The sequence below is a fragment of the Verrucomicrobiia bacterium genome, assembly GCA_035577545.1.
Taxonomy (GTDB): Bacteria; Verrucomicrobiota; Verrucomicrobiia; order Palsa-1439; family Palsa-1439; genus Palsa-1439.
Map to the genome: position 1 here is coordinate 1 of DATLVI010000015.1, position 15,870 is coordinate 15,870.

At 57.3% G+C, this 15,870-nt stretch carries 15 protein-coding genes; 6 read left to right on the forward strand and 9 right to left on the reverse strand.

All coding sequences use genetic code 11. From position 1 onward, the window contains the following. The 5 genes from VNL17_04875 to VNL17_04895 all read left to right on the forward strand — a co-directional run. A partial coding sequence (locus VNL17_04875) for an RHS repeat-associated core domain-containing protein (GenBank protein ID HXI83407.1) occupies positions 1–2,326 on the forward strand: 2,326 nt, incomplete at its 5' end. Positions 2,327–2,330: 4 nt separating this feature from the next. After that, entirely contained in the window at positions 2,331–2,828 is a 498-nt protein-coding gene (locus tag VNL17_04880) for a hypothetical protein (GenBank protein HXI83408.1), read from the forward strand. 382 nt (positions 2,829–3,210) lie between these two features. Continuing rightward, positions 3,211–4,005, forward strand: a complete 795-nt coding sequence (locus VNL17_04885; GenBank protein HXI83409.1) for a molecular chaperone Tir — start codon at positions 3,211–3,213, stop codon at positions 4,003–4,005. A gap of 257 nt (positions 4,006–4,262) precedes the next feature. Then, entirely contained in the window at positions 4,263–4,460 is a 198-nt protein-coding gene (locus VNL17_04890; GenBank protein ID HXI83410.1) for a hypothetical protein, read from the forward strand. Between the two features lie 215 nt (positions 4,461–4,675). Then, positions 4,676–6,766, forward strand: coding sequence for an SPFH domain-containing protein (locus VNL17_04895; protein ID HXI83411.1), 2,091 nt, complete (start codon positions 4,676–4,678; stop codon positions 6,764–6,766). A 403-nt stretch (positions 6,767–7,169) separates the two neighbouring features. Here VNL17_04895 and VNL17_04900 read toward each other — a convergent pair whose 3' ends face one another. The 9 genes from VNL17_04900 to VNL17_04940 all read right to left on the reverse strand — a co-directional run bounded on the left by VNL17_04900 (position 7,170) and on the right by VNL17_04940 (position 15,193). Further along, positions 7,170–7,922, reverse strand: a complete 753-nt coding sequence (locus tag VNL17_04900) for a UvrB/UvrC motif-containing protein (protein ID HXI83412.1) — start codon at positions 7,920–7,922, stop codon at positions 7,170–7,172. A gap of 64 nt (positions 7,923–7,986) precedes the next feature. Beyond that, positions 7,987–8,826, reverse strand: a complete 840-nt coding sequence (locus VNL17_04905; protein ID HXI83413.1) for a universal stress protein — start codon at positions 8,824–8,826, stop codon at positions 7,987–7,989. 15 nt (positions 8,827–8,841) lie between these two features. Further along, positions 8,842–9,765: a sulfite exporter TauE/SafE family protein gene (locus tag VNL17_04910; protein HXI83414.1), complete on the reverse strand. Its 924-nt coding sequence runs from the start codon at positions 9,763–9,765 to the stop codon at positions 8,842–8,844. Between the two features lie 3 nt (positions 9,766–9,768). Then, on the reverse strand, positions 9,769–10,017 hold the full coding sequence (locus tag VNL17_04915; protein HXI83415.1) for a hypothetical protein: 249 nt from the start codon (positions 10,015–10,017) through the stop codon (positions 9,769–9,771). A 204-nt stretch (positions 10,018–10,221) separates the two neighbouring features. Then, entirely contained in the window at positions 10,222–11,988 is a 1,767-nt protein-coding gene (gene polX, locus VNL17_04920; protein ID HXI83416.1) for a DNA polymerase/3'-5' exonuclease PolX, read from the reverse strand. Between the two features lie 30 nt (positions 11,989–12,018). Continuing rightward, complete coding sequence (locus tag VNL17_04925) at positions 12,019–12,480, reverse strand: BON domain-containing protein (protein HXI83417.1); 462 nt, start codon at positions 12,478–12,480, stop codon at positions 12,019–12,021. 145 nt (positions 12,481–12,625) lie between these two features. Beyond that, positions 12,626–13,270 (reverse strand): inorganic diphosphatase, encoded by a 645-nt coding sequence (locus VNL17_04930; GenBank protein ID HXI83418.1) that lies wholly within the window; start codon positions 13,268–13,270, stop codon positions 12,626–12,628. A 55-nt stretch (positions 13,271–13,325) separates the two neighbouring features. Then, complete coding sequence (gene sixA, locus VNL17_04935; GenBank protein ID HXI83419.1) at positions 13,326–13,817, reverse strand: phosphohistidine phosphatase SixA; 492 nt, start codon at positions 13,815–13,817, stop codon at positions 13,326–13,328. Continuing rightward, positions 13,817–15,193, reverse strand: a complete 1,377-nt coding sequence (locus VNL17_04940) for an aconitase family protein (GenBank protein HXI83420.1) — start codon at positions 15,191–15,193, stop codon at positions 13,817–13,819. The genes sixA and VNL17_04940 overlap by 1 nt, the downstream gene beginning before the upstream one ends. Before the next feature lie 131 nt (positions 15,194–15,324). Between VNL17_04940 and VNL17_04945 the strand changes: the two genes are divergently transcribed. Next, complete coding sequence (locus VNL17_04945; GenBank protein HXI83421.1) at positions 15,325–15,858, forward strand: tyrosine-protein phosphatase; 534 nt, start codon at positions 15,325–15,327, stop codon at positions 15,856–15,858. The last annotated feature ends 12 nt before the right edge of the window (positions 15,859–15,870 follow it).

A 15,870-nucleotide genomic window follows, 5' to 3' on the forward strand; every position in this document is an offset into this window, starting at 1 on the left:
CTTCTACGGCTACGATTCCATGTTTCGTCTGACTAGTCGGAAAGACCAACTAGGCAAAATCGAGACGGTCGCGTATGACAATAACGGCAATCTGACAAACCACGTAGATCGTCGTGGCCTCACGGATTTGTTTAAGTACAACTCGTTGAGCTTTCCTACGGGAGTTGTTTACGGGACGCAAAGCAACGTGCGCTATCTGTACGACAAGGTCAATCGGGTGACGAATGTGGTGGATTCGGTTGCTGGCAGCACCAGATTCTTCTTCGATAAACTGGATCGAGTCACGAACGTGGTCGACGTTAACGGGACGATAAGCTACGGATACAACGACATTGGCCTACGGACCAACATGACCGTAGCCGGGGAGAACACGGTCTTCTATAAGTACGACAATGGGAATCGCCTGACGAATGTGACCCAGGGCACATTCACTAGTTCTCTCTTCTATGATGATCTCGGGCGACGCACGAAACTGGTTCTGCCGAACGGCATGAACGTGCTGTATTCCTACGACACCCTTTCGCGCCTCACGAATATCACGTATCAAGGGGCCGCTACCAACAGGGTCGATTACGCATACGATCAAAACGGCAATCGGAGGGCGCGTGCCTCCGCGCTGAGCGTGTACATTCTCCCTGCAGCCGTCACCAACTCCAGCTACGACTTTGCCAATCGGCAACTGACTTTTAGTTCCTACGCTCTGCAATATGATGCCGACGGCAATCTGACCAATCTGATCAATGGCGCGACGACCAACAATTTGATGTGGAACGCGCGCGGTCAATTGACCAATATTACCGGGGGTGTGACGGCAAACTTTGTCTACGATGGTTTGGGTCGTCGCATCACGCGGACGGTTGGCGGGCTGACCGAGAAGTATGTGTACGATGGTTCGGATGTAATCCAGCAATTGGACGGAAGCGGGACTGTGGCTGCCGACTACTTCCGTAGTCCGGGTTTGGATGAACCATGGCAAAGGATTGACGTCACGCCGGGTACTGGTCACGGCACAACCACCACTAACCGTATCTATCTCGCCGAGGGCATCGGGAGCGTTCTGGCACTGACCGACACCAATCAGGCGCTTCAGACGCAGTACGCGTACGAACCGTTCGGGGCGACCACCACGACGGGATCCAGTAACAAGAACAGCTACCAGTTCACCGCCCGCGAGGACGACGGCACCGGCTTTTATTGCTATCGAACGCGGTACTACAGCCCGGCGCTGGGCCGGTTAATCAGCGAGGATCCGGCGGGCGGGGATGACAATCTGTACGCGTACTGCGGGAACAATCCGATCAATGCCATCGACCCGTTGGGGCTGACGTGGATAGACTTGACTCCGGACGAATGGGACGTCGCCCGATTCGTAGGTGGTGGGATCGTCGGTGCGTCGGAAAGGTATTTGAATATTCTCACCCTCGGTCTGTACGGTTGGGCCGCCCGCCACAGCGGAGGGTGCTACAATACCGGGGGCTTCAATGCACCCTTTTCTGCAGGCTATCAGTTGGGAAGTCTGTGGGTAAATACGGCGGTCATTACGTATGCCCTTGTCGAAAGCGGCGTGGGCGCGGTGGACGGGGCAGGAGCAATCCCGAACGGAGGCATGTGCTTCGCGGCCGGCACAAAGGTTGCAACGCCGCAAGGTGAGAAAAACATCGAGGATATCGAGATTGGTGAGACAGTTTATGCTTACGACCTTGAGACAAGGGAAACCGTCGAGCGCAAGGTCACCGACACGCCGCGTAACTTCACCTACTATTGGGTTGAGGTGCGGGTTGGCAACGAAACGATTGAGGCGACACGGCATCACCTATTTTGGGTTGAAAATGAAGAGCGGTGGGTCGAAGCAGTAAACTTGCAAGGCGGTATGTCTGTCCGGTTCCTTGATGGGAAAATCGAGACGATTTCGGCGGTCTTTCTCTACGAACTTCAGCAGTCCGAAACCACATACAATCTTGTTGTGGAGGGCGTCCATGATTTCTTCGTTGGGAAAAATAGTGTACTAGTTCACAATGGTTACCCCGAGTCACCGATGTATCCTCCGCCAACTCCCGTGGGAGGGAATTTCCAGTTTAATTTTGATACATCGCTTAATTATGCAAATTCTCGGAGAGCAGGTGTTAATAGGGCGATTAGCGGAGGCTACGTCGATCCAGACGACGGACCCTTCCACCACATTAACAGTGTTGATGAGTATCCCAATTTGGCTGCCGAGCCGTCAAACATCGAAGGGCAAGGTTCGCTACTAAATCATCTTGACACACACGATGGCAACTGGCGAAATCCCACGTCGGGACCTTTGAACTCAGAACCAGGATGCTAAGATTGTGCCGGGCAGTTTTTCATTGGAAGAATGGTTGTCAGAACGGAGTCGGCAAATCATCCGCGGCCGCCGGGAGATCGTTTTTGAACATCCTGGCAGAGGCAAGAGCTTGTTGCTGTTGCGTTCGTCCGGCACCAGCGTTCGTTGGGCTGAGAATGCGTCCGTCCTAAAGTCCATCTATAGTGAATGTGACGGTGGGTTCATAGGTGGTGGATACCTGCTTATCGGCACGCCTGCGAAGCAAAGCGTTGCAACATCTGCCGGAGTCACTATACCCACAATCGATCAAATACGCTCTGTTTCGGAACAGCAAGGTCTTGTTTTTTGCCCAAATGAAATCCCTTTCATGACTATCGGGTATATGTTTGTCTATACAATTTCTGAGGGTGAAAAACTGCTCTGTCACGATAGAGACTTTCACACTGTCAGAGACAGTGAGAGTATACGTGAAGTTTTGGAGAATTGGTGGTCGATAAAACTGGCTGATGAAAACAACAGCTAAAATAGGTTAACGACTAAGCGGGTAAGGCGACGATTGTCGCAAATAAGATTTCTGGTTGCAACTTGACGCCACTTACAACCTCCAATAAGGATGGGCGGTTTCATCATCCGACTTCGCCTCCGATTGCCACGCGAACGGCAACCATGGTGGCATGATATGCTGAACTCAGTAGGAAGCGTGATCCGAGCACCTCAAGGCCCGGCTTTCCACACCCGTCTGCCCCATCAACCTCGGGAATTCCGTTGCCGCCACCGAGCGATTCTCAGCGAATAAGTTGGAGGCGCGAGTGCTGAAATTTCGCAGAATGCCTGATCTGGCTTGAAGCGAACCTGTGACAATGATACAAGGTCTAATGAGAAATCACGCTGATTGGAGGCGTCCAATGAAACGTCTGGGGTTCTTCTTGGCAACCATGTTCACTGCATTCCATCTCTCATCTCCTTGCGACGGTCAGCAGACGAACAAGCTGATGGACGGAAGGATGGTCATTGGGGAGGTGCGGGATGGCGCGCTGACTGGGCAAGCGACAGTCATCTGGCCGAGTGGAAATGTATTTGTGGGTGAATACAAAGATGGCCTGGAAAATGGCTTGGGAACGTTCACGTTCGCGGGCACAAATGGAGGAACGTATGTGGGAATGTACAAGAATGGCAGGTTTGACGGGCAAGGGACATTAACACGGAGGAACAGATCAAAGTACTCCGGTGAATATCAGCATGGAAAGCGAAATGGGCAAGGGACGTATACGTCGCAGACTGGACTGATATATATCGGGGGGTTCAAGAATGACCTGCCGGATGGACGGGGAACTCTCACGGGTACGAACGGGACAAATCAACATGGCGAATGGCGTGCCGGTCTGCCGTACCGGGTGGACGGCACGTGGGTAGACGACGATGGCACTAGAGGAGTGGGGACGTGGAGAACTGACGGCACTCAGAGTGGTGGTACAATTACTTGGAAAGACGGACGGGAATACAAAGGTGACTGGGTGGTCGCGAAGGGCGATAGCGAATCGCCGGACGGCATTGGCACGTACACATGGCCTGACGGCCGTAATTACGTGGGCCATTTCCGTGACGGGAAGATGGACGGGACTGGTAAAATGACCCATCCGGACGGCAAACCAGAGGATGGTCTCTGGAAGCAAGGTGAATTCCAAGGAACGTCGAAGTAGATTTCGCAGCCAGCAGACTTTCATCCACCGCCGAGCGTGTTTAAGGCTGGAGGCGTGTATTTTATTAGCCTACACCTCAGTAAAATGGGGCTGCGAGGTACGCGGATTTGCCGTTGTGCAATACCCAACAGGGCTCCTCTCCCCCAAGGGGAGAGGCGAGAGTCTTTGCGAGGAGGGAACGCAGGCTAAAGCCGTGCTCCTACAAGGGCGAAGGTGAGGTTGACGGAATAGCAAGGTGGGCATACTCATCTATGAGTATGAACGGTAAAGAACTAGCCGAGCAGGTCGCGAAGCTTTCTCCCAAAGAGCGCGAAGCGTTCATTGCTGAATTGCTTACTCACGAGGATATCGCGGAGGAGTTGGGGGACATTCTTCTCGTGAGTGAGCGTCGCGATGAGCCGTCCATCCCGTTTGCCGAGGTGGTCGACAGGCTGAAGCGCGATAAGCGTGTATGATCGCGAAAAAGGTGGTTGTGTTGCACATCGGCCATCGGCGCGAAGTGTATCGGTAACGGCAACCCACCCCTTCCCCTCCGAGGAGGGGAACTTTTGGAGTCGGGGTAGGAATACCCCTCCCACAGGGCAATAGCGTTATAAACGGGGGGCTGCATTATACTGGCTGGGGGTTGGGCGCGGTGATAATCTTTCCGCAACTAGGGAAGGAGCGCGAGATGCAGACTCTGATTTACGTGGCGGCGGTGGTGGTTCTTCTACCGGTGGTGTTCGTGATCCTGGCGTGGTTGTTCGGGGTGCGGTACATCCCGCACAACAAGGTCGGCGTCATCGAGAAGCTGTGGTCGTCGTCAGGTTCGTTGACGGAAGGGCGGATTGTGGCCCGGCAGGGAGAGGCGGGATTCCAGACGAAACTACTCCGTGGCGGTCTGCATTTCGGGCTTTTCCCGTGGCAGTACCGCATCCATCGTGAACCGTTGGTGACGGTCGCCGAGGGCAAGATCGCTTACGTGTACGCGCGGGACGGCGCGCCGTTGCCGCCGATGCAGACGCTCGGGTCGGTGGTGGAAAGCAATTCATTCCAGGATGCGCCGGCATTTCTGAACAATGGCGGCCAGCGCGGCCGTCAGCGGGCGATCCTGCGTGAGGGTGTGTACGCGTTGAACCAGGCGTTGTTTGTGGTCATCGCCGAGGACCGCGTGTACAGCGGTCCCATGGGGGACAAGGAAGAGAAAACCTACCAGGACTGGCAGGCGCAATTGCATAGCCTGCGCGGATTCGACCCGGTGGTGATCGGGTCGGCGGCGACGAGTGCAACACCGGAGCGGGACACGCTGAGCCTGCTCGGCCCGACCGATACGCTGGGCATTGTGACCGTGCATGACGGCGCACCGATTGCGCACGGCGAGATCATCGCGCCGGAAATCGAGGCAATGGAGAGCGGGCTGGACCATCATTATTTCCAGGACCCCGAAGCGTTCCTGACGATGGGCGGCAAGCGCGGCAAGCAATTGCAGGTGCTGACGGACGGGACGTTCTTCATCAATCGATGGTTCGCGACGGTGGAGATCAAGGCCAAGACGTTGATCCCGATTGGATTTGTCGGCGTGGTCGTGTCGTACTACGGCAACAAAGGTTCGGATGTGACCGGCATCGCGTTTCGGTACGGTGAACAGGTCGAGTCGGGCTCGCGCGGTGTGTGGCGCGGCGCGTTGCCGCCCGGCAAATACGCGCTGAATCCGTACGCGTTGAAGGTCGAACCGGTGCCGACGGTGAACTTCGTCTTGCGCTGGATTACCGGGCAGGTGGAGGCGCACCAGTACGACAAGGACCTGACGAGCATCGAGTTGATCACGGCGGACGGGTATGAGCCGGTGTTGCCGCTGTCGCTGGTGTTGCATATCGATTACGAGAAAGCGCCGAGTGTGGTGCAGCGGTTCGGGGACGTGAAGCGGCTCATCAGCCAGACGCTGGACCCGATTTTGACGGCGTACTTCCGCGACGTGGCGCAGTCGTCGAGCATGCTTGATTTGTTGACGCATCGCGAAGAAATCCAGAAGCGCGCGACCGAGGAACTCGGGAGGCGGTTCAAGGATTACGACATCAACTGCGTCGCGGTGCTCATTGGGCGACCGGAGTCGCAGGTCGCGGCGGGACAGGTCGATCCGATCGAGCGGCTGTTCGACCAGTTGCGGCAACGGCGGTTGGCCGAGGAACAGAAAGCGACATTCAGCAAGCAGGAGGAGGCGGCGGCGAGGTTGATGGCGCTCAATGAGGCGCAGGCTGCGGCCGCGAAGCAGACGGAACTGACACAGACGCACATTGATGTCGAGGTGGCCGCGAACAAGGGGGAGGCGCAACTTGCCGAGGCGACGCGGTTGGCCAAGCGCGACATCGCGCGGGCGGAAGGCGAATCGCGGTCGAAAGAGTTGCTCGGACGCGGCGAAGCGGCGCGGATTGCGCAGATCGGATTGTCGGAGGCGGCGGTGTTCCTGCAGAAGATTCGCGCGTACGGCGATTCGCGGTTATTTGCCTTGAACCTCGTGGCGGAGCAGTTCTCCAAGAGCGCGCAACCAATCGTGCCCGACCGCGTGCTACTCATGGGTGGCGGCAAGGATGGCGAAGGCGCCGGCGATTTGGGCTCGGTTAATCTGCTCAGCCAGGTCCTTGCGTTGCTCCTGGGTGAAAAGGCGGGGATCGGCATGGCGGAGAATGCGGCGGGCCTGGAGTCCCTGGAGAAGTTCACCGAGGAAATCACCAAGCGCGTCAATGAACCGCAGGCGGAAGCCGACAACGGCAAACGCAACTGAGGCGGAGGTCGGAATCAGGATTCGCATGGGGCGCACGAAAGTGCGCCCTGCGCTTTTTTGTGGATGGTGGACAAGTCCGCATGACCGGTCGGGGTAGGAATACCCCTCCCACGTTGGGAAATAGAACCTACCCTTTGTTCCCCTCCCAGTAGGAGAACATTGCTGGCTTATCGGTAATTGATAATTTTACTGGACAGGGGTGTTCCGAGGGGGTATGATTGGGATCGGTTCTTTGACAGGCCAGATTCGCAGTAGCCAAGGCTTTGGCGGACGACGGAAACCTTGAAAACACACAAATTACGAAACGAACCCCCCAGTTAAGGTGTTGTGACGCAGGGTAGTAGCAATATGTCACTTATTCGGCCGAACAGATGGCAGGCGAGACCGCCGCCGAACATTCGAGTTAGGATTTTTTGCCGTCTTGGAGGCGGCGGATTTGGTCGCGGAGTTGGGCGGCTTGTTCGTAGTGTTCGGCGGAGACGGCATCGTGGAGTTGGTGTTCGAGTTTTTCGAGTTCGGTTTGCGGCACGGCCTTTTCGACCTGGTCGGCGAGGTCGCGGAGGGCGTCGAGGGAGCGCTGGCGCTCGAACTTGAAGGTATCTTCGTCGATTTCCGGCAAGGCCTCGATTTTGTCGGCGGCGTTTTTAACGATGAGCAGGGCTTTTTCGTGGCAGTTGTCAGCCAGCTCGATCATGGCGGCGGAGATGGCGTTGATGCGAAGGACGTAGGGACGCCATTGTTCGAGGTAGTTTTTGTCCTCGTAGCGGTTGGCGTGGCGGTGGACGAAATCGAAGAGGGCGAGATTGCGGTCGGTGTCGCGGAGGGTGCGGCGCCAGTCGTTGATCTGAAAGAGGTGGAGGTAGCGGTAGTAGTAGAGGACGCCTTCGTTGAAGAGCTCGACGCAATCATCGGGGGAAAGTTCGAATGCAGAGTCGCCGGCATTCTTGGAGCGACCGAGATGGTAGTCGAGGGCGGATTCGGCGCCGTGCGGGCGCAGGCCGTCGGGGCGGCCGTCGATTTCGTATTGTTCGATGCCGAGGGGAAGGCGGACCTGCATGACCTCGCGGCCGTCGGCGAGAGTGACGACGCGGACGCAGTCATCGGGGTCGTACGCCCACGCATCGAGAAGGGCCTTGAGGTCTGGGTCGATTGCCATCGCTTGCCTAGAGTAACATTGCCAGCGAATGCGGGACTTGGCAACTGCGGAAGGCGAAAAAGCGCTAGCGTTTTTTCGCAGTGGGCGAACCGCGGACGACCAGGACTGGTAACCCGGCGCGGTCGACGATTTCGCGGGTGATATTGCCCATGATATAGACGCGCAGGCGGTCGCGGGCCGGGGAGGAACCGGAGACGACGAGGTCGTAGTCGGCGCGTCGCAGCTCCTGGAGGAGTTCATCGAGGACGAGCCCATGGTGCAGGCGGACCTCGCAGTGGACGCCCATTTTCTCGAGCAGTTCTTTTTGGTGGCGCAGGCTACGGCCGAGTTTGGAATTGGATTGCAACATCTGGCTGACGTTCTCTTCGGATTTGACGAGGTTGGCGTAAACGGCGGGCGGTTCCGCGAGGACGTGCAGGAGATCAACCGGGGCATTCACGCGGCGGGCGAGTTCACCGGCGAATTGGACGGTTGCGTCCGACTGCGCGGCGCCGCTGGTGCAGAGGAGAATGCGGCGCAACGCGGAGCGCTCGCCGAGGACGACGAGGACGGGCGGTTCGATTGACTCGATGATTTTGTAGGCGCGGGCCGACATGCACAAAGGGCCGAGGAGCCCTTTGCGGGCAGCGCCGATCACCACGAGGTCGTATTTGGTTTCCTGAGTGGCCTTGATGATCTCGGGTACGGGGCGGCCGGTCCTGGTGATCAACTCGGCGGTGAACTGGTGCTCCTTCAGGATTTCCTGGGCTCGACGAAGCGCCTGCGAAACCGTTTCTGTCTGGCTGTTTTTTTCGACGATTCCGAGGATGGATGTTTCCGCCTGGTATGCGGCGGCGATCAACGCGCCAAATCGCACGGCGTTCTCCGCCTGGCTTGATCCGTCGGTGCAGAAGAGGATTTTCATGGGATGCGTGTCGCCTTATTTGAAATGATGACCTGTCATCAGGCTATAAATGATCAGCCCGGCTCCGAGAAGCGGCAGGGGTATGAAGGCCAACCGGATGCGGACGCCGTGAAAGTATTGGGTCAAGGTCGCGCCGATTTGCGCGCCGATGGCGGCGCCTGTGTGCATGACCAGGGCGATCAGGATGTCGACGTTACCTTTGAGCGCATGCGTGAAGGTCCCGTAACTGGCGGAGATTATGATTTCAAACAGATCGGTTCCGACGGCGATATGCGTGGGCACGCCGAGGATGTAGACCATGGCGGGCATGCGAATGTAGCCCGCGCCGCCGCCGAGGAATCCGCTGAACATGCCACCGACATAGGATACGACCAGAATCGTCCACAAGGAGATTTGCTTGATGCCGGAATTGGGCAGGGAAATCATCGGCGGGAGATGAAAGCGCTGGAAGTTTTTGGCGATGTAGGCGAGGGCCGAGTGGTCGCGCCGGGGTTTGCCGCCAGAAGATTTGCCGGTGGTTTCCTTTCCCATCTTCAGGGTTTGCCAGCACTCCCAGGCGATGAACGTTGAAATACCAACCAGCACGACGACGAACGCGATGGCGACCACCAGGTCCACATTGTTGTGTCGCTTCAACTGCTGGATGAGTTGCGCCCCTGTCTCGACGCCGACGATGGTGGCGGCGGCCATGATCAAGCCGAGCTTGATATCCACGTTGCCCAGCACGCGATGTTTCTTGGCCGCGACGATGGATTTTCCGACGATGTGCGCGAGGTCCGTGCCCACGACGAAATTCATCGGCACACCGAAAAAGAACAGCGCCGGTCCCGCCAGGAAACTTCCCCCAACGCCAAAAAAGCCGCCACAGATCCCGACGATGAATCCGACGGCGATGAGGTAAACGGGATGGATGTGGGTGCCTGAGATCAGGAAATCCATGACTTACCTCTCGCGGCTTCGAATCATCCGTAGCAGCCCGGTGGTTAACATTTCCAAAGCGACGCCCTGCACGATGATCAACACGAGCGCCACGAATGCATAGAGGGTTTTGTTCTGGTCGAAGATGTGTTTGATCCAGCCGCCGAGGAAGTGGAGGATGAGGAAGAAATAGGCGAAGACGAAGACGCTGTACACGCCCAATTCCATGAGGAACGATCCCAGCGATGCACTTTTTTGGGGGCGACCAGCCATGCAATTCCAGCGACCTTAGCCTAAAACATACAAGGTTTCCAATAATGAGTTCGGATCGACCACAAATAATGTGCAAGTCCGTCTTACGTCGTCGCGGCGGCTGGTGGAGTGCCTAGCCGTGCCACGATCGTTCAGGTAGAGGGTCTTCCCGATCGTCATCCAATATGTAGGTGTCGGAGGGTATCCCCGCGTCGCAGGGGTTGGTCACGCAGCTTTCATTTTCGCCAGCGCCTTCTCCACGTCCTTCAGGGGAAGGCAATTGATGACGTCGGTTTTCGTAAGCCAGCCTTTGCGGGCGATGCCGACGCCGACGCCGAGAAACTGGAGGTCAGGGATGTTGTGGGCGTCGGGGTTGATGGCGCATTTGACACCGAGTTCCTTCGCGTGTTTCCAAAGGCGCCAGTCCATGTCGAGGCGGTAGGGATGAGAATTGATTTCGATGATCTTATTGTGCTTCGCGGCGGCGGCGATGACCTGTGGCATGTTAACGGCGTAGCCTTCGCGTTCCAGCAACAGGCGGCCCGTCGGATGACCGAGTATCGTTACCCGCGGATGAGCGAGCGCTTTGCAGATGCGCTTGGTCATCTTCTCGGCGTCCATGGTGAAGCCCTGGTGGACGCTGGCGACGACGTAGTCAAAGAGCGCGAGCGTCTGGTCATCGAAATCGAGCGAGCCGTCGGCCAGGATGTCGCACTCGGTGCCAAAGAAAATGCGGAAATCTTCTTTGGCGAATTTGACGTTCAGTTTTTTGATCTCGGCTGCCTGGAGGCGGACGCGTTTTTCGTCGAGGCCATGGGCCTGGTGTTCGGATTTGCTATGGTCGGCGATGCCGAGATACTCCAAGCCCAAATCCAGCGCTGCCTGAGCCATGGCCTCCACGGTCTCGATGCCATCGCTCCAGGTTGAGTGGCAGTGGAAGGTGCCACGGAGATTCGACAGTTCGATCAACTTCGGCAGCTTCCCTGTTTCTGCGGCTTCGATCTCCCCCATGTCCTCGCGCAATTCGGGCTGGACGTAATCGAGCTTGAGCGCCTTGTAGAGGTCCTCCTCGGTCTTGCACTTGATGGAACTGCCCAGTTCCTTTGCGCTTTTCTCTTTCTCCCCGGCAGGCGAGAAACCGTATTCATTGAGCGAAAGATTCTTCAACTTCAACGCCCGGGCGCGGAGCGCGATGTTGTGTTCCTTGCTGCCGGTGAAATAGTTGAGCGCGAAGGCGTACTGGTCATCAGTGACAACGCGGAGGTCGGCCTGGATGCCACCCCTCAAAACCACGCTGGCTTTCGTCTCGCCCTTCACGCTGACGCTGAGGATGCCGGGCATTTCGGCGAAGTCCTCGATGATCGCCGGGGCATTCTTCGGCTTGGCGCTGACAAGGAAGTCGATGTCGCCAATGGTTTCGCGGCAACGGAGCAGGCTGCCAGCGATGCTGCAGCGAATAACGCCCTCGTGCGATCGCAGCGCTTCGATGATCGGCTTCGCAGCGGCGTAGGCCTTGTCATAAAGATGCCGACCACTGAACTGGCGCACGAGCGCGATGCCTTCGAGTATCTTCTGCTGCGATTTCTCACCGAATCCATCAAGCGCAGCAATCTTGCCCGCTTTGCAGGCAGCCTCCAGTTTTTCGACAGAATCGACCTTGAGTTTATCGTATAAGATCTTCGCCCGCTTCGGCCCGAAGCCGGGAATCTTCAGCATCTCCAGTAAGCCTTGAGGCATGGAAGACTTCAACTCGTCATAGAACCCCAGCTTGTTCGTGGTGTACAACTCGGTGATCTTGGCTGCGAGGTCCTTACCGATGCCCTTGATGTCCGTAAGGCGCTCTTCCTTGATGAGTGTGCCGAGGTCTTCTGGCAGGCCGTCAACCATGCGCGCGGCGTTGTAGTAGGCGCGCACACGGAACGGGTTGTTGCCCTTCAGCTCCAGCAGCGCGCCGATCTCCTCGAAAACTTCCGCGATTTGCTTTTTGTCCATGCCAGATCTTTCGGTTCGCCCCGTGCGAAATCATGAACTCGGATGTGCCGGTGGTTTCACCTGCAACGTCGAGTTCACTTCGCGCACCCCGTCGGTTTCCAGTGCGATCAGCATCGCTCTTCCGATTTGCTGGTGGGAAGCGACGTTACCCGCCAGCGTGACGCGGCCGTCGGTGGTGTTGACGGAGATACCAAACAGGGAGAGGTCGCGTTCCATTGTATACTTGGCTTTAATCTTTGCCGTTATCGCGGCGTCCGAGGAAGCGTTGGCCATGGCCGCGCCGAAATCGCGGGCCTGACGCCGCAGGACCTTGCCGGTGCTTTTGAGTTCGTCCTGGACGTCGTCACCCCGCAGATGCCAGGCCGTCAGTTTGGCATCGACAACGTCCCACGCGTGGACCACGCGAGGATCGTTCCGCGCGACGACGAAATACCAGCCCGTTCCCGCCGTCAGGAATGCGCCGACCAAAAGCCCGATGAAGAAGTCTTTCATATCGTCTTTCGGCACACATCTTATCGTTGAAACCGTTCCTAGGCAATCCAACGAAAATGGTGGCGCACTGGTGCGTGGTCTCTAGGGTGATGGCCCGACGGTGACGAAACGAGAAACAAACTGTCACCCACCACCGCGCCGCAACTCAATAATCCGGATATTCGCAGTTGAGGAGTTGCGGACGGAAACGTTTGTAGGCCGAAACCGATTCACGGATGACCGTGTGCGCGTCGATGCGTCCGCGAAAATCCTCGACGACCACTTGTCCCGCTTTTTCCAGTTCCTTGTAGATTTCGAAGAAATGGCGGATCTCGCGCAGCGTGTGCGGCGGCAACTGCGAGATGTCGGCATAGCTGGAGTAAATCGGGTCATTGGTGTGCACGGCAATGATCTTGATGTCCTCTGCCCCCGAGTCGTTCATGGGCAACATGCCGATCGGGCGGGCCTTCATCACGCAGCCGGGAATGACCGGTTCCTGCGACAGCACAAGAACATCCAACGGGTCGTGATCGCGGCAGTAGGTCTGGGGAATGAAGCCGTAATTGCTCGGGTAGTGGACCGCGCTGTGCAGCGTGCGGCTGATGTGGAGGATGCCGTTGCGCTTGTCGAGTTCGTACTTGATCTTGCTGCGCATCGGGCATTCGATGAACGCGTTGAGGTCTTCCGGTAATCTGTCGCCTGGGGACAAGATGTGAAAGGGGTTGTACCATGACGGCTGCAGCGCCGTGCCGTGGATTGGCGCGGATTTCTTCGATGTGGCGCCTTTGGATTTTGTAGTTTTGCGAACCATGTCCGCGAGACTTTAGCGGACGCGACCGGCACGCGCAACGTCAAAGCGAGACGTTTCAACGGGCGGCGATCTCTCGCAATTGTTTCTGGCGCATCAACCAGCGAAGTTGGCCCGTGCCGACACGCAGTTGCTCCAACTCGATGCAGGCGACGCTGGCCTTGCCCAGTGGGAAGGCTTGCGCGCTTTCCGCGCCGATCAGCGCCGCCAAATGCTCGGACAGTGCCGGCATATGACCGACCAACAGGAGTTCGCCGTCAGAGGCCAGGGGTTTCAAGGATTTGAGCAACGCAGGAGTTGTCGTGTTGTTCGCGAGTTCCTGCAGAAACTCCACGTCACCCGGGAACTGTAGCGCCTTTGCAGTAATCTCCGCCGTCTGGCGGGCGCGCAACATGGGGCTGCTCAGGATGCGGGAAAGTCTGACACCCAGTCCCGCAAGAGCGGCGCCGACGACCTGCGCTTCGTCCCGTCCTTCGCGTGTCAGTTCACGTTCCGCGTCACTCGACGCGACGTCGACGGCGGTGGCATGACGCAACAAGTAGAGCTTCATTAGCTCAGGAGTTCGCGCGGGTCGGTGATGTGCCCGGTGAGGGCACTGGCGGCAACGGTGTATGGCGATGCGAGGAACACCTGCGACTCAAGATGGCCCATTCGGCCGGGGAAATTTCGGTTGGTCGCGCTGATGCACTTCATCGGTTTGTTCAACCGGCCAAAGGTATCCGTCGGCCCGCCGAGGCAGGCGGCGCAACTGGCGTTCTCGGTCATTTGCACACCCGCTTCTTCAAGGACCTGCCACACCGTGCTGGCGTTCATCTTCATTGCCTGCAACTCGCGCACAACATCGGGCGTCGCGGGCACGCCGAACGTGTCGATTTTGACCTTGTGGCCCTTGATGATCTCGGCGAACGCGAGGAAGTCGCTGGTCTTGCCGCCAGTGCATGACCCGATATAGGCCCGGTCGAGTGTGACGCTGCTCAGTTCCCTGGCGAGTTTGCGGATGCCGGGATTCGGATGGCACGCCACGGTCGGCTCGAGTTTTGAGAGGTCGAATTTCTTGTCGTAAACGAATTTCTGCTTATCGTCAGAATCGCAAAACAACGCTTCGTACTTTGCCTTCGTGCCGTTGGCCTTGGTACGTTCGTCTACATATGTAAATGTTGTTTGGTCGGGCTCGAAAATGCCGTTCTTGCCGCCCGCTTCGATGGCCATATTGGCGATGGTCATGCGGTCGTCCATATTAAGGGCTTTTGCGCCGGGGCCCTGGAATTGCATGGCCCGATAGGTTGCGCCATCGAAACCAATGTCACCGATACATTCGAGGATTACGTCCTTGGCCATAACACCCTTTTGCAATTTGCCTTCGAGCCAGAAGCGCATCGTTTCCGGCACTTTGAGAAGCAACTTGCCCGTGCCGAAAACAAAACCCGCGTCGGTATTGCCGATACCGGTGGCGAATTCGCCGAAAGCGCCCGCCATACAGGTGTGCGAATCGGTGCCGAGCAAAATCTCGCCTGGCCGCGTATGACCCTTGGCGGGCAAAGCCGTGTGGCAAACGCCCGCAAAGTTGCTGCCGTACTGGCGTTTGAGTTGGCCTTTACTGGCGTCGAACGCCCAGTGGCCGTCGGGGTCATCGATCACGTCATAGAAATATTTCAGGCCCTGCTCGCGCACGAAGTCGCGCAAGATGTCCACGTTGCGGTTCGATTTCGAATCCGCGGTGAAAATGTAGTGGTCGGGGATGATCACGATCTTCTCTTTGTCCCATACCTTCGCATCGGCGCCGAACTCGCGCTTGAATACGCCGATGGTTCCCGGCCCGCACACATCATGGGTCATGAGAACGTCCACGTTCACCCAGACGTTGTCGCCGGGCTGTACTGATTTCTTGCCCGATGCGCGGGCCATGATCTTTTCTGTAAGCGTCATATTAAGGGAACTCCAAGACCTCACAGGATACACGAGCAATTGTGCCCGCGCAACATCCGCGGTACACTACGAGCATACTAGAAAAGAGAATGTCGCCCCCTGCTCACAGTCGAACCAGTAATCGCGTACGCATGGTGGTACTGGCCATTGTGTTCCCTCTATTGACGGCAACGTTATGTTGGCCGGGCTGGTACGACAATTATCATGTGGTCATTCCCGGGGAACTCTACCGTTCGGCCCAGATGTCCGCCCCGCGATTGCGTGGGCATATCGCCGAGGACGGGCTTCGCACGGTAATCAACTTACGTCCTGAGACGAACGAATTGTGGCATACGCAGGAGCAGCAGGCCTGCAAGATGGCCGGGATTGAGTTTGTTGACTTCCCACTGGCAGGCGATCGGTCGCCATCACCCCAGCAAACCTCGGCTCTCGTGACAATTCTGCAACAGGCACGCCCCCCGATTCTCATTCACTGTGAACATGGTGCGGATCGGACGGGTTTTGCTGTGGCCCTTTATTTATCTGAAATCGCCCGCCTGCCGGAACCGCAGGCGCGCGCAGCTTTAAGCATACGCTATGGACATTTGGCGTTTACCCGCGTGGGATGTTTCGACGACGCCTTTGCGCAGTTCCGTCGGGATCGGCACTCGCCAGTTTTGCCATAGCACGTTACAATT